The sequence below is a fragment of the Planctellipticum variicoloris genome (assembly GCF_030622045.1).
GTDB lineage: Bacteria > Planctomycetota > Planctomycetia > Planctomycetales > Planctomycetaceae > Planctellipticum > Planctellipticum variicoloris.
The window spans coordinates 3,151,229-3,165,050 of sequence record NZ_CP130886.1 but is presented as its reverse complement, the minus strand read 5'-3'; the positions used below and the strand labels follow the sequence as shown (position 1 = coordinate 3,165,050).

Annotated in this window: 12 protein-coding genes and 1 other RNA gene; 6 read left to right on the top strand and 7 right to left on the bottom strand. The window is 62.5% G+C overall.

Annotation, left to right across the window (positions count from 1 at the left end):
- The first annotated feature begins 140 nt into the window (after positions 1-140).
- A complete protein-coding gene (locus SH412_RS12240; protein ID WP_336523801.1) occupies positions 141-1,196 on the top strand; it encodes a hypothetical protein in 1,056 nt (351 codons plus the stop codon).
- Between the two features lie 243 nt (positions 1,197-1,439).
- Positions 1,440-1,844 carry a hypothetical protein gene (locus tag SH412_RS28605; RefSeq protein WP_419555782.1) on the top strand — a complete coding sequence of 135 codons (405 nt, stop codon included), beginning with the start codon at positions 1,440-1,442 and terminating at the stop codon, positions 1,842-1,844.
- Positions 1,845-2,060: 216 nt separating this feature from the next.
- Here the strand turns inward: SH412_RS28605 and SH412_RS12235 are convergent, their stop codons facing one another.
- The gene (locus SH412_RS12235; protein WP_336523800.1) at positions 2,061-3,782 is read right to left on the bottom strand and encodes an ArnT family glycosyltransferase; all 1,722 of its coding nucleotides are present in this window, start codon (positions 3,780-3,782) and stop codon (positions 2,061-2,063) included.
- A gap of 669 nt (positions 3,783-4,451) precedes the next feature.
- On the opposite strand from SH412_RS12235, the gene SH412_RS12230 reads away from it, so the two are divergent.
- Entirely contained in the window at positions 4,452-4,805 is a 354-nt protein-coding gene (locus SH412_RS12230) for a hypothetical protein (protein WP_336523799.1), read from the top strand.
- A 158-nt stretch (positions 4,806-4,963) separates the two neighbouring features.
- Here the strand turns inward: SH412_RS12230 and SH412_RS12225 are convergent, their stop codons facing one another.
- The 3 genes from SH412_RS12225 to SH412_RS12215 form a co-directional block, all read right to left on the bottom strand.
- Entirely contained in the window at positions 4,964-5,560 is a 597-nt protein-coding gene (locus SH412_RS12225) for a LutC/YkgG family protein (RefSeq protein ID WP_336523798.1), read from the bottom strand.
- Positions 5,557-6,978 carry a lactate utilization protein B gene (locus SH412_RS12220; RefSeq protein ID WP_336523797.1) on the bottom strand — a complete coding sequence of 474 codons (1,422 nt, stop codon included), beginning with the start codon at positions 6,976-6,978 and terminating at the stop codon, positions 5,557-5,559. The genes SH412_RS12225 and SH412_RS12220 overlap by 4 nt, the downstream gene beginning before the upstream one ends.
- Before the next feature lie 152 nt (positions 6,979-7,130).
- A complete protein-coding gene (locus SH412_RS12215; RefSeq protein WP_336523796.1) occupies positions 7,131-7,889 on the bottom strand; it encodes a (Fe-S)-binding protein in 759 nt (252 codons plus the stop codon).
- 234 nt (positions 7,890-8,123) lie between these two features.
- Between SH412_RS12215 and SH412_RS12210 the strand changes: the two genes are divergently transcribed.
- The 3 genes from SH412_RS12210 to SH412_RS12200 all read left to right on the top strand — a co-directional run bounded on the left by SH412_RS12210 (position 8,124) and on the right by SH412_RS12200 (position 10,222).
- Entirely contained in the window at positions 8,124-8,558 is a 435-nt protein-coding gene (locus SH412_RS12210; protein ID WP_336523795.1) for a hypothetical protein, read from the top strand.
- A 260-nt stretch (positions 8,559-8,818) separates the two neighbouring features.
- A complete protein-coding gene (locus SH412_RS12205; protein ID WP_336523794.1) occupies positions 8,819-9,898 on the top strand; it encodes a hypothetical protein in 1,080 nt (359 codons plus the stop codon).
- A gap of 39 nt (positions 9,899-9,937) precedes the next feature.
- The gene (locus SH412_RS12200; RefSeq protein ID WP_336523793.1) at positions 9,938-10,222 is read left to right on the top strand and encodes a hypothetical protein; all 285 of its coding nucleotides are present in this window, start codon (positions 9,938-9,940) and stop codon (positions 10,220-10,222) included.
- Positions 10,223-10,241: 19 nt separating this feature from the next.
- Here the strand turns inward: SH412_RS12200 and SH412_RS12195 are convergent, their stop codons facing one another.
- From SH412_RS12195 to ssrS, 3 genes are all read right to left on the bottom strand, one after another.
- The gene (locus tag SH412_RS12195) at positions 10,242-12,026 is read right to left on the bottom strand and encodes a TrkH family potassium uptake protein (protein WP_336523792.1); all 1,785 of its coding nucleotides are present in this window, start codon (positions 12,024-12,026) and stop codon (positions 10,242-10,244) included.
- Between the two features lie 61 nt (positions 12,027-12,087).
- Positions 12,088-13,437, bottom strand: a complete 1,350-nt coding sequence (locus tag SH412_RS12190) for a replication-associated recombination protein A (RefSeq protein WP_336523791.1) — start codon at positions 13,435-13,437, stop codon at positions 12,088-12,090.
- Positions 13,438-13,446: 9 nt separating this feature from the next.
- Positions 13,447-13,642, bottom strand: a non-coding RNA gene (gene ssrS / locus SH412_RS12185) — 6S RNA.
- Positions 13,643-13,822: the final 180 nt, after the last annotated feature.

Below are 13,822 nucleotides of genomic sequence, written 5' to 3'. Positions count from 1 at the left end.
GCGGCGTCGGCCCGGGGAATGCCGCTCCCATTGTCTCGCTGGCTGCCATCATGTCGCACTCCTCTTGACACGCCCGTTCACTTTCGCGACAAGCAAGGCCCCCATCGTCGATCGCTTCCCGTCCTCGGGACTCTCAGACCATGCTCCGGCGTCCCGTCAAAACCTGCTCGTTCATTGCGGGAATGCTGATCGGCGGAATGCTCGTTTCCTCATGCGCCCCCGCCGCCGACTGGGTGGTTCTGCGTGGCCAGTCGGACGACTCTCCCGGCCGGGTGTCACTCGATCCCCCGCCCGTTCCCGCTCCTGACGACGCGCCAGTCGCACTTCCGGCTCTGGACCCCGCCGCGGAAACGTGGGCTCCCGAGCAACTGCTCCCGCGGTCCCTCACCGAGCCTGCCCTTAAGAACGACACTGGCGACACAGTGAAAGTTATCTCCGAGGCCCTTGCCAGCCTCCAGCTCACCTGGCTGGCCGACAGCGGCGACGACTTCGGGTTTTTCTCCGGTGTCTTTCAAGAACTGCCGAAGTCGGGACACTCGGCTGCAGCCACGGCGATGGCGCAGCCGGGCTGGGGTATTCACTGGATCAATGGCGCCGATTCGCTGAAGCTGGAACCCCGTCTGTACCAGTTCACCATCCCGATTGATATTACAACGGTGGTTGACGGAGGGACTGCAGTCGACATGGGCGTAACTCCGGGCTGGTTTACCGACGGCGTCAACAAGCGGCCCGAAATGTTCCGCCTCCTGGGGCACTTCGTTGTGACCGGTCCAATTTCTTCGGAACATCAACTGACGCTTGGCTTCGTCTATCTGGATCGCGACGACATTCCCGCTCTGCCCGTCGCCGGCCTGATCATCGATCAGCCCCAGCTCGGCCGCCGCTTTGAGCTGGTCTTCCCTCGCCCGCATCTGGCGTGGCGCATTGCGGAATACGGCGAGGCGGCCTGCTGGTTCACGCTGACCGGCGAACTGGGTGGCGGCAGTTATGCCATCAAGCGCTACGACCGCACCAACGACGTCCTCACCTATCGCGATCTGCGGCTGATCGGCGGGTTGGAGTTTCGCAAGGGGAAACGGCTTCTCGGCAGCGTCGAAGCCGGCTGGGTCTTCGACCGCTCCCTCGAATTCCGCACCGAAAACGGCAACCAGAAACCGGGCGACACGGCTCTCGTACGCATGACCCTGGCCTATTAGGGCTCCCCGTAGGGCAGACTCCCGCCTGCCGAAATGCAGTCACCTGACACCGTCGTCGCTCCACAGGCATTGGTTCCCGGTGGGCAGGCCACGCCGACAGTCCCCGATCGCGCCAGTCGTTCGCGTCGACTGCAAACGCCGTAAACGCCTTGTGTTCAGGGCGATGTCGTCGGTGCGGCTGCCGGCGAACGATGCCTCAGCGTTCGACGAAACTGTTGACTCGGTCCGTCGCGACTGATATTGATGGCACAGTCTGTTCAGGTGTTTTGCCGCCGGGGCTCATATCATGCGTGGACTGGTGCCGCTGTTCCTTTCGCTCTGCCTCTCGACCATGTCGTTGCGCGCGCCGACGAAAGGCCCGAAGATCTCAAGCCGCTATACCGCTTCTTCGACAAGGTTCGAAATCATCACATCTACACGACCGACGAGCAGGAACTGGCCGACTGGCGGCTCGATCAGAACTTGAAAGAGCAGGTCATCGTCGGAGAAGTGGCGTCGACGGAGCTTCCCGGAACAGTCAGGCTCTGGCGCGCCCACGCGCCGAGGGGATGGGCGCCAGTTCTACTACACCCAGGCTCCCGGCAAAGCGAAAGGGGTCGTTGTCGACAGCGAAAAGTTTCACGTCTACGTCTGGAAACGGGCGGGTGACGATCGAGTCGGAATCTTTGGCTCCACCTGGATCGACGGGACCGATTCCTTTTTCGACCGCGATCGCGACAAGGTCCGTAAGTACACCGAGGCCACCAGAAAGGCGCTTGGCGTCGAACGACGACATCTCGGCCAGAACGCCGCGTTTTACGTTTACTCTTCCCTGGAGGAAGGCGAAGCGTCCCAGTAGTCGAGGCAAAGTGATGCCATCAGACTTCACTGTCGCCGCAGCAACTCGCCCCGATCGGCCAGCGATTCGCTGACGTGCGCCCCGCCGGCATGCATTGATCGATATGTCGCCACAATTGCATCGGGAGTCGGGCGGTCCCCGGCCTCGACGCGTCGACCGACGACAACCAGAGTCTGCAACTCGTGGTCCCGGTTCCGTCCCGAGGAGACGACGCCCAGGATCTCCCACGGGAAAGGCAGCGAATCCTGCTGCGGGAAGTCGATGAGGTTGAAGCAGAAGTATTCGAAGTCGTCCGGATAAATTGTCTCCGGCGTTGGAAAGTGAACGTGGCCGATGTCTCCGCCATGATAGAAGGCGAAGACATGATTGACGGCCCCGAAACTGTAGAGCCGGACATCGTCCGGGAGTCGCTCCAGCAACCGGGCCATCTGCGTTTCTTTGTCGATGGCGTTCCGGCGCATGGCGTCCGTGGTCACAGTGGCGAACGCCGTCCCGATGAACCCCGCCATCGTTGCGATCGCGATCGCCCCTTCACGTCGGGTGCGGCCGCCGCGCACAACGAACATGATCGCGGCGCACGTCACGGCGAACAGACAGAACATCAGCGCCGAGCCTGTCGGTACGTCAAAGGGAGCTTCACCGGCCAGCGATGCCCCCAGGAGAAATACTCCAGACGCCGCGGCTACGGCAGCCATCAGCGCGACAAACGTCGCCCAGAATCGCTGGAGCCGCACGTCATCCGCAGCAAAACGCTTCTCGACGACAATTGCGCACAGGAGTGCGAAGCACGGAAACAGCGGCATATAGAAGCGTGACCGGGCATCCGCCACCAGCCAGACCGACGGAAACGTCGCCACAATGGAGCACGTCAGAAACGTAACTGCATCGGACATCGCACCGAGTTGACTCAAAAAATGTCGCCGACAGTAGGCCAGCAGCAGAAACGACCAGGGCAGCAGGCAACCGACCAGAATCTCGAAGGGATAGGCCACAATGTGTTCAGCGAGATGCTGCCATGTGTGAACGTGCCCGTACATGGCGACATCGCCGAAATAGACGTGCCGCGTGCCGCGAACACCCACTTCCAGAAAATACGGCAGTTGCCAGGCGCCCAGGGTCACTGCGAAAACCATGATTCCGAGCCCATGGCCCCAGGAAACGAGAAACCGCAGATTGCGAACCCAGAACAGATAGAGCCCGATCGAAGCTGCAAAGTAGACTGGAGCCTGCGGTCCTTTCGTCAGCACGCCGAGCGCGACCAGCAGATAGGCCGCCCCCCAGACACCGGCCGCCGGCCATTTCCGGAGGTAGCCCGCGTACCAGACCAGCAGTGAGCTGCTCACAAACAGGGTAAACAGGAGGTCGGTTTCACCCAGCCGGCCGAGTTGCAGCACACTTCCCATGGTGGGATAGGCCGCCGCCGCGGCGAATGCTCCCAGTCGCGATAGAAACGAGCGGGCGCAGACGTAGATCACCAGCACCAGAGCCAGCAGCGCCACGACGCTCGGAATCCGGACTGCCACCGTATCGATCCCGCCGCGCAACCAGCCGCACGCCGCAATCGACCATGCCTGGAGCGGCGGCCGGCTGCTCATGAAAAACGGATTGCCCTGATAGCGCGGAACAATCCAGTCGCCGTTCCTCTGCATTTCGAGAGCAACGACTCCCCGACGGGACTCCTCGCCCCGAATTGGCAGAGCATCCAGCCGGGTGAAATAAGTTCCGACGACCAGCAGGATGAGAAACATGATCTCGCGTTCCCGGAAACAAGCCCCAAGGGAACTTCCCGGCATCAATTCGGCCCGCACCGGCTCCATCACCCGGTCCTTCGATGATTGTCTGATTGTTTCGACCTCAATCCCGTACGGAACGTCCGCGCCGACAGGGTCTAGCAGGATGCCGACGGGCCTGCAAGACGGGAATGCCGGCCAGGCCGAGCAACAGAACCACGCCTCTCGCGACGCCTTGGGAAAAAATCAAGAAGTTGTGAAGACACCGAGATCGTCGACCAGGTTGCGCAATCTGGAGGTATTCCCAGTGCGAATCCGTGACGGACGTGCAACGTGTCGGCGATCGACAAGCCTGCGGTGATGAGAACTCTGTTCTCCCGAAGCTCACGTAAGGCGCGGCGAACCGGAATCAACTCACCTCAAGTGGCGCCGTACGCCAGAGAGCCTTGTCTGTTGCTTGAATCTTCAATATTCCGTCGCAACTTGGCACTGCGAAATGAACTCCTGGCAGGAGCGATTCTTCATCGTGCTATCGGAATCGCAGAACTCACACAGTTTTGAAAACGTCACGCATTCCGTATGCCTTTGTGAAGAGAAGTTGCAAGAATCCTTGACCCCCCACTGACAAATACGTACTCTCTCTCCGTTGTGTAGGCAGTTTGCTATTCCAGAAAATCGAGAGAAACAATGGCTAAGAAAAAAGCAGCGCGGGCAGATCGTAGCGACCCGAAGACGAACAAGAGCCTGGCAATTCGCACGGTGCTGGGAAAGCTGCCGGCCGCCAAAGCGTCCGAAGTCGTTGATGCCGTCAAGAAGGAGTACGGACACACGATCAGCAAAAACATGGTCTACATGATCAAGACCAAGACCAACATGGCTGCCGATGGTCGCGTCAAGAAAACCAAGATGGGGCCCAAGAATAATCCCATCACCACCAGCGCCCTGTGGGTCGACGCCATCAAGACCGCCCGACATCTGCTCCAGCAAACCGGCAGCGTCGCCAACGCCTCCGCCTTGCTGAAGGCGCTCGCTGAGAAGTAGTCGCGCAGTCCGGAAGTCGATTTCCTGCAGCGGATCAGAGACATGCCCACGTCCGCGTGGGCATGTTCGATTTGCCGCGGCCTGCGAGCATCCCGACTTCGGACGCTACAGGCTCGTTGGCTCCGGTTTTCGTGGAGCCCCCTTCTTGCGACCGGCGTCTATTCCATCAGATAGACGGTCATCGACCGCGGTCCGTGAGCGCCGATGACCAGCGACTGTTCGATGTCCGCCGTCTTCGAAGGCCCCGCGATAAACGCACCGAACCGGGCGGCGTCAAACGTCAGCCTCGCATAAGCCTCGTGCAGGTTATGCACGACCTGTCCGGCCGAAACGACAAGCGCCAGATGCTGGCTCAGGAAGTAAATCACGCGGTGCTTCACCGCCGCATCGGTGACCCAGACTGCGGCATTCTCCGCCACCGCAAAGTCCCCCGGCAGAATCGCCAGGTCGACATCCGCCAGCTCATGCGGATCGGCGACGTTTGCCATTTCGCGGACCGAACGCCCTGCGCCCGGGACCAGCGAAACCATCATCCGCGCCGCCGCATACACAGGGAATGTCGCCAGGTCCTGGTTGATCTCCGCGACGTCCTTGACCCGGACACAGCGACCGCCGATGGCCTCCAGGACGCTCGCGAACTGCGACAGTGGGTCCGGGTACTGGATCCACGGGCCGTCGTGCCCCGGACGCTCCGCTGCCTCAGGCAGATGGCGGCGGATGGAACCCAGGATGGAGTCGCGTGCGGAAATAGTCATCGTGACGCAGGCTTCTGATCTGATGGGACTTTGTGGTTCCGCTTACGCCGGGCATACAGCGCCCGGAAACTCTGGGCGGGCATCTCCGGCAACTCGCGCTGCCGGCCCCAGGGATTCCAGCGGTTGTAAACAAGCATCCGCGGCAGCCACGGGAAGACCCGGCGGGCGATCGCTCCCCCCACCCGATACAGCCACGGCCGAGCGAACACGGCTGCGGCGAGCGACATACCAAGGCGTTTGTCGAACGGCACCAGAAACTTCAGCGCCAGCTCCCGCCGCCATGTCAGCAACTGATTGTGCAGGTCGATCTTGACCGGACAGACGTCGGTGCACGAACCGCACAGGCTGCAGGCGAACGGCAGGCTGGCGTGTTCCTGCGCATCCCGGGTCGGGGCCAGAATCGAGCCGATCGGCCCTGGAACGGTCGTGCTGTAGCTGTGCCCGCCGCTGCGGCGGTACACCGGGCATGTATTCATGCACGCCCCGCAACGGATGCAGTTCAGCGACCGCCGGAACTCCGGGCTGGCGAGAATGTTGCTCCGCCCGTTATCGACCAGAATGATATGCAGTTCCCCCCCCGGTCTCGGACCGTGGAAGTGCGACGAATACGTCGTAATCGGCTGCCCAGTCGCCGAGCGTCCCAGCAGACGCAAGAAATATCCCAGGTCCGCCGCCTTGGGAATGATCTTTTCGATTCCCATGCAGGCGATATGCACTTTCGGAAGCGAAACCCCCAGGTCGGCGTTCCCCTCGTTGGTGCACACCACAAAGCCGCCAGTCTCGGCAATGGCGAAGTTCACGCCCGTCAAGCCGATCTCCGCATTCAGAAACTGTTCACGAAGTTTCTGCCGTGCGGCATTGACCAGATACGGCGGATCGGTGGCCCCCTTCTCCGTCCCCAGCAGGTCGTGGAACAGCTCGCCGATCTCTTCCTTCTTGATGTGGATCGCCGGCATCACGATGTGGCTGGGGGGCTCGTTGCGGAGTTGGACGATCCACTCCCCAAGGTCGGTGTCGGTGACCACGACGCCATTCCGCTCCAGGAAGGGATTGAGGTGACATTCCTCCGTGAGCATCGACTTGCTCTTCACCACCCGCGTCGCGTTGTGCTTCTGAATGATGCCTAAAACAATTTCGTTGTGCTCGGCCGGGGTCCGGGCCCAGTGCACCTGGGCGCCGAGCGCAATTGCGTTCCGTTCGAACTGCTCCAGATAGTCCGCCATGCGGGACATCGTGTGAAGCTTCACCTTGGAGGCCCGTTCTCGCAGTTCTTCCCATTCCGGGAGAGTCTGTGAGGCCTTGTCCCGACGGGCGCGCACAAACCACAACGACTGGTCGTGCCAGTGCGCGCGGGCGTCGTTGGCGACGAACTCGGCGGCCGTCTCCGGATGATCGCGGTGTGCAGTTGCGGAAGTCATAAAGAATTCTCAGTCAGTCTCTCTGGCTTCGAGTGGCGCTGGTGGAGTTTCTTGCCGTAGCCGGCTGTGACGGCCGTCTTCGACTTCAGTCGTTCACAACCTGGTCAAACTCCTTCGTGTCCATTCGTGCGATTTGTGGTTGGAGTCTTTGTCTACGCCGGCAACTGAGGTTTCCGCCCCGCCAGAATCTGAGCCACGTGCATCACCGCCAGCGGCTTCTTCTGCCGCGCGATCAGCCCCTGCAGATGCATCAGGCAGGACATGTCCCCGGCGGTCAGAACCTGCGTCCCCGACTGTTCGTGATCGTGCAGGCGGTCGAGGCCCATCATGCAGGAGACCGCTTCTTCCGAGACGGCAAACGTCCCGCCAAAGCCGCAGCACTCGTCCGGCCGTTGCAACGACACGAGTTGCAAACCGTCGAGGGACTCCAGCAGCCCGCCGATTTTGTTGAAGCCCGGCACGTTGAGCTCGCTCGACTTGCCCGAACGGAGCTCGCGCAGTCCGTGACAGCTCTGGTGCAGGCCCACGCGATACGGAAACGAGCCCGGAAAGCCGTCAACTTTCAGAACGTCGGTCAGAAATTCGCACAGCTCGAACGTCTTGGTGTGGACGGCTTCAAAGTCCGGGTGCTCGTGCACAAGGTCGTGATAGTGATTTCGGACCATCGCCACGCAACTGCCCGACGGTGCGACGACATATTCGTAATCCCGGAAAATCTCCAGGAATCGCCGGGCCAGCGGCTTGGCCGCTTCGGTGCAGCCCGTGTTCGCCATCGGCTGTCCGCAGCAGGTCTGAGCCGTCGGAAAGTCGACGTCGCAGCCGCATTGTTCGAGCAGTTCGACGGTCGCCAGGCCGACGTCGGGATAGAGCTGGTCGACGTAGCAGGGAATAAACAGGCCGACGCGGGGCATGGAGCAGTTTTCCAGCAGTAGATTTCGGCAAAGTTAAAGAATTATAGCCGCCGCCGCCAACCCACGCGACAATGCCAGCTTTCTGTAGAAATCCTCAGAGACTGCACCGAATTTGTCTGCGATACCCGAATCCCGATGCCCGATACCCGGCCTTCCCGTCTGGACGCCTTCACCCAACGTGGTATCCTCAACCCCGTACGACGAGTCTCCCAGCCGTCACAGGACCCTCGGTCGATGACATTTCGCCCGAATCGCGACGCCGGTCGAAGCGCAGTAGCCCTGCTGGCGACAGCAGTCGTCCTGCTGTTCGGTGCGGCGGCGTGCGCACTCCTGATCCTCACCGTCGCCGAGAAGCCCGGTTGGCCCCTCGCCGGCGCAGCGGCGATGTTCGTGTTTCTCTCCGTGACGCTCTTCACCTGGGGCGGCCGGACCGAACGCCCTCGGCAGCGACAGAGTCTACTGGCCTGGCTGCGCGGTCGACAAACGACCGACCCGCTGAAGGACTACCAGCCTCGCGTCCGGCGGCCAGTGGCGCAGCAGTTCGGCACCAACGCCCCCCCCTCCGTCGAGACCGCTCGCGAGGCCGCTGATGATTTCGCCCGCTGGGTGCCGAAAAGCACGGCCGAAGAGTGTCACCGTCCGGCCGGTTCGCCCCGCCATCGCCGATAGGCAAAAAGTCTGCCTCGTCGACTCCGCAGTGTGGGATCGGGCTCGCTTCGGACAATTGTTCCGTAGCGGTTGCCGGGATCCGCCAAGCATGATGCCCCGAACGGTCCGGCGATCGGCGGAATTTGCCGCTGCTGGGCCGTTTCCAGTTTGCGAAGCCATCCGAAAGTCGTCGTTCGGACCGGCTCGTCTTGTCCCACTTGGGGGCCGGAGATACGGTCCGCTTCAGTGTCGGAATTCTTCTCCCAGAGCCAGCGGGAAACATGATGCAACGCCAGATTCTGCATTGGCTGGCGGTCGTGGCTGCGGTCTGGGCGACCTGCGAATCGCTTTCGGCTCAGCCGCCGGCTGTCGACCGCTACGTCCTGCTCAAGAGCGGCCGGGTGATGGCCGGGCAGGTCCAGCAGGACGCTCAGGGCTACCTGGTGACCGGCCGGAACGGGCGGCTCCACGCGCCGTACGAACACGTGCAACTGGTCGCCGATTCTCTGCACGATATCTACCGCCAGCAGCGAGATGCACGGAAAGAACCGGTGACGCCGGAGAGTCGCATCGAATTGGCCCGCTGGTGCATTTCGTATTCGCTCTACGACGAAGCCCGCCTGGAATTGAAGCTCGTGCTGCGGAGCGACGCCAATCACGTCGAAGCTCGGCAGATGCTGAAGAAGTTGGCCGAAGTCCTGAAGCCCGATCGGCTCGAAGAGCCGCCCCCTCCCTCTCGCACCCTCGACGGCTATCTCGTTCCTGAGGCGGAATCCTTGGGAAGCCTCTCCCGCGAAACGGCCGCCACCTTTACGGCCCGCGTGCAGCCGATCCTCGTCAATAAGTGCGGAAACGCCCGTTGCCACGGCGTCGTTTCGGAGAATTCCTTCCGACTGGTCCATGTGCGGTCGAATCTCAACAGCCATCGGCTCCATACCGAGCGAAATCTGGCGGCGGTGAGTCCCTACCTGGATCTGCAGCGCCCCGGCGATTCGCAGTTGCTGACCATCCCTCAGGGAAATCACGGAGGGAGCTCGGTGGCCATCTTCGGCGGCCCCGGAGGAGAGCGCCAACTGGAGATCATTCGAGACTGGGTCTATGCCGCCGCCCGCGATCGCGGCGGTTACGACGCCGAAGCCGAGGCGCTTGCAGCAGCGGCCAGGTCCGCGGTCAAAGAAAAAGCGGAAGTCGCAGCAGCGGCGCCAGACGCAGCGGCGGCTGCCCGGACCGACGCCGAGGCAGATGGACTCGCTGCGACGAATGATGGTGTTCCCGGGGCGCGTCCGCAGTCCGCCGATCCGTTCGATCCGGAGGTTTTCAATGCCCTGGTTCACGGCGGAGCATTGCCGCAGATCCGGTAGGCGGATTCAGGGCTGGATGTGTTGCAAAGAGGATTTGCGATGGACGAATTCTGCAGAAAGTCATCACGGCGTCTGGCTGCAGCCGGTCTGATTCTCGGCCTGGTCTGCGGACCGGCGGGCTGCCGGGGCGCGGCTCCCAAGGTGCAGAGCGACGCCTTCAAGTGCGGCGAATACCACGGACGCGGAACTGCCGGCGGCGTCCACGGGCCGAATTCGATCGTCTACAAAGCCGGCGGCAGCGCGACGACGCTCGATGGTCGGCCGGTCGATTCCCGCGGGCTGGTGATCGGGGCCGGACACGAGTCGGAATCGCCGCAGCAATAACCATGCGGCGCGCTCGATTTCAACCGAGTGCGATCCGCTCTTCAGGATACCGATAGCGGGCGGCATTCCCGCGACCGGCAAGCGCGACGATCAGCGTCAATGGGCCGACCCGTCCGAGCAGCATGGTCAGAATCAGGACCAGTTGCGATGCGGGTTTCAACGTCGGCGTCAGGTTCGCGGAAACGCCGACGGTCCCCAGCGCGCTGGCGGCCTCGTACGCCTGATCGAGAAATCGATCGGCGCGGTCTTCGATCATGACTACCACGATCGTGGCGGCCATCAGCGTCGCCAGCCCCATCCCGATCACCGCCAGGCCGCGAAAGACCTGAGTCTCCGGGATCGTGCGGCCGTAGACCTCGACGTTGTTGCGGCCGCGCAGGATCGAACGGAGGGTCAGAATGATGAGAGCCAGCGAAATCGTTTTCACGCCGCCCCCGGTTGACCCCGGCGACGCGCCGATGAACATCAGAGAGATTCCGAACAACTTGGAACCGGGTGATAAGTGCTCGTGATCGATCGTGTTGAAACCGGCGGTCCGCAGCGTCACGGAATGAAACCACGCGTTGGCGATCTGATTGGTGACCGGCAGTGGATGTCGCGAATTATTCCATTCCAGAAGCAGCAGGACGATCGTACCGACGACAAGCAGCCCGAGGGTCGTGACCGCCACCAGCCGAGTTGTCAGAGTCAGCCGCGGACGAAGTGATCCGGGGTCCAGCGTCAGGAGTCCCAGCCGCCAGCGGACGACGTGCCAGATATTGCGCAGCGGCGTGAATCCGAAGCCGCCCAGGATGATCAGCAGCGGGAAAACGGCCCAGACCTGCCACGACAGCTCCCATCCCATCAGATTGTTGCTGCGCAGCGCGAACCCGGCGTTGCAGAACGCGCTGACCGAGTGAAACAGGCCATAGAACAGGCGGTCAAGCAGCGGAAGGTCCGGCCACAGCGTCGTCAGCAGGCATGCTCCCGCGAGCTCGATGATGATCGTAAAACCGAGAATGGAACGAATCAGACCGGCAACGTCCCCCAATTGTTCGGACTCCAGCAGATCGCGCATCGTCGCATGCTCGCGGGCGAGGAGCTTGCTTCCCATCACGACGGCGAAGAACGCGCCGAAGGTCATGATCCCCAGACCGCCCACCTGGATCAGCGCCATGATCACGACGTGCCCCGTCCGGCTCCAGTAGACGCTGGTGTCGTTCACGACCAGGCCTGTAACGCAGCAGGCGCTCGTGGCGGTAAACAGCGCCGTCAGCCAGTCCGCCGGCAATTCCCCGTCCGGACGGCACCGCGGGAGCATCAGCAGCAACGTGCCGATCCCGATCAGGCCGACGAACGAAAGGACGAGCACCAGCGCAGGATTCAATCCGGCGTCGGCGGCGCCGCGGACGACCGCGTAGATTTCGTACACGCCCCGACTCATCGCAATCAATTCGGTCCAGGCCAGAAGCCGAGGTCCCAGCAATTCGGGAACTCCGTCGGACAATCCGACGGCAGTAACCAGTCCGGCGAGCCAGATCGCTGACAGCAGCATCGGAGGCAAGTTCTGCTGCAGAAAAGACTTGCGAGCCAGGCTCCAGGAGTAGCGACCGAGCGTTGCCGCGGCCGGAATCGCCACCGCCAGCACAACCAGCCAGTTCATCAGCGATGGCAGCGCCGCCGAGACTTCGCGACCGTGCCGGGTGACGGCAAGTCCGAGCCCCAGCAAACCCACGATCGTTTCCAGCCAGCGCAGCGAATGAACCGCGACTGGGTGCAGCGACGTCTCGTGCGGCCGATAAGCGGTTTGAGATTGGATCGACATAGTCCTGAAGAGTCGCGGCGGTCTGCCGCTCCAGGGGGGGGATGGAAGGGAGAAATCCGGATCAAGTCGATTCCGGAGTCGGCGACTCAGCCGCTGCATTCGCCGCAGCGCGTCGTTGACGGAATTGATCGAGTCGCTCTTTCAGCCGGGATTCAAAGCCGCGGTCTTTGGGCTCGTAGTAGGCCTTGTCGACCCCGAGATAGTCCTGTGCGACCCAGCCGTCGGGCGCATCGTGAGCGTACTGATACCCTTCGCCGTGTCCGAGCCGCTTCGCCCCCTGATAGTGCCGGTCGCGGAGATGGTTCGGGACCGGGAGAATTCGCTGGTGCCGCACATCGTCCAGGGCGGCGTCGATCGCCAGGTACGACGCATTCGATTTCGGGGCCAGCGCCAGATAGGTCGTCGCCTGCGCCAGAATGATCCGGCACTCAGGCATCCCGATAAACTCCGTCGCCTGCGCGGCCGAGTTCGCCAGCACCAGCCCGTGCGGATCGGCGTTGCCGATGTCTTCCGACGCCGATATCACCAGGCGGCGGGCGACGAATCGAGGATCTTCCCCCGCCTCGAGCATGCGGGCCAGCCAGTAGATCGCCGCGTCAGGATCGCTCCCGCGGATGCTCTTGATCAGAGCGCTCGCGGCGTCGTAATGATCGTCGCCATCCGCGTCGTAGCGGATCGATTTCTTCTGGATCGACTCCTCCGCCGCGGCCAGATCGATCGCCGTCGTTCCGGGCGGTAGCGAAAGGGCTGCAATTTCCAGCGCGCCAAGCGAACGCCGAGCGTCGCCGTCGCAGATCGTCGCCAGGAATCGGCATGCGTCGTCGTCGATCGTCAGTTGCAGATCGCCGAGACCCCGCTCCACATCCGCCAGCGCCCGGCGATTGAGCCCCTCGACATCCTCAACGCTCAGCGGCTGCAGCTCGAAGATCTGGCTGCGACTCACCAAAGGCGCGATCAGCGCAAAGAACGGATTCGCCGTCGTCGCCGCGACCAGCGCCACAATTCCGTTCTCGACATCCGGCAGCAGCACGTTCTGCTGCTGTTTGTTGAAGTGGTGCAGCTCGTCGATGAAGAGCACCGTCCGCGGACCGCCGACCGAAACCGCTTCCCGGGCGGCGTCCAGAATCTCGCGCAGTTCCTTCACCCCGGCTGCGGCGGCATTCAAGGCTCGAAACGTCCGTCGCGTATGCCGGGCGATGATCTCCGCCAGCGACGTCTTGCCCGTTCCCGGCGGACCGTAGAAGACCACCGATTGCAGCCGGTCGGCGTCCAGCAACCGCCGCAGCAGCTTGCCCGGGCCGAGGATGTGCTGCTGGCCGACGTATTCGTCAATCGACCTCGGCCGCATGCGGGCCGCCAGCGGCTTGGCCGCGTCGCGCTGCCGGGCTTCCAGCCGGTCGAAGAGGCCCATAATAAAAAAGAAACCTCCGCCAATGCCGTTCGAGCGCTAAGGTTCTGAACCCGAAGAGTCCAGGAGGGAGCCGATTGCCCGGGTTGTGTGAGCCGGGGATCGCCGAAGCAATCCGCGGATATACACGCGGCCGAGCGAATCCGACCCCCACTGAAAAAGTTGTAGGGTCAACGCATAATGCCCGTATCGAACACAGCAGAGGTTTCATGAACTCCGAAGAGCTCAACTTCGATGCTATCGCCCGACCCCGCAGATGGCAAGATGGACACCGACCGCAGGAAACGCTGAGTGCAGTTGCCAATGGGCGGGCCGCAAGTGTTGATGCCAGGGGAAGTCTTCCCCGGTCGAGACGCCCCCCGCGAAATCCCCGTACGATGGACGTCCT

Coding starts and splice junctions, on each gene's coding strand:
- SH412_RS12240 (WP_336523801.1), top strand. CDS start 141: ATGCTCCGGCGTCCCGTCAAAACCTGCTCGTTCATTGCGGGAATGCTG.
- SH412_RS12210 (WP_336523795.1), top strand. CDS start 8,124: ATGACATTTCGCCCGAATCGCGACGCCGGTCGAAGCGCAGTAGCCCTG.
- SH412_RS28605 (WP_419555782.1), top strand. CDS start 1,440: ATGGCACAGTCTGTTCAGGTGTTTTGCCGCCGGGGCTCATATCATGCG.
- SH412_RS12205 (WP_336523794.1), top strand. CDS start 8,819: ATGATGCAACGCCAGATTCTGCATTGGCTGGCGGTCGTGGCTGCGGTC.
- SH412_RS12195 (WP_336523792.1), bottom strand. CDS start 12,026: ATGTCGATCCAATCTCAAACCGCTTATCGGCCGCACGAGACGTCGCTG.
- SH412_RS12215 (WP_336523796.1), bottom strand. CDS start 7,889: ATGCCCCGCGTCGGCCTGTTTATTCCCTGCTACGTCGACCAGCTCTAT.
- SH412_RS12230 (WP_336523799.1), top strand. CDS start 4,452: ATGGCTAAGAAAAAAGCAGCGCGGGCAGATCGTAGCGACCCGAAGACG.
- SH412_RS12235 (WP_336523800.1), bottom strand. CDS start 3,782: ATGTTTCTCATCCTGCTGGTCGTCGGAACTTATTTCACCCGGCTGGAT.
- SH412_RS12190 (WP_336523791.1), bottom strand. CDS start 13,437: ATGGGCCTCTTCGACCGGCTGGAAGCCCGGCAGCGCGACGCGGCCAAG.
- SH412_RS12225 (WP_336523798.1), bottom strand. CDS start 5,560: ATGACTATTTCCGCACGCGACTCCATCCTGGGTTCCATCCGCCGCCAT.
- SH412_RS12200 (WP_336523793.1), top strand. CDS start 9,938: ATGGACGAATTCTGCAGAAAGTCATCACGGCGTCTGGCTGCAGCCGGT.
- SH412_RS12220 (WP_336523797.1), bottom strand. CDS start 6,978: ATGACTTCCGCAACTGCACACCGCGATCATCCGGAGACGGCCGCCGAG.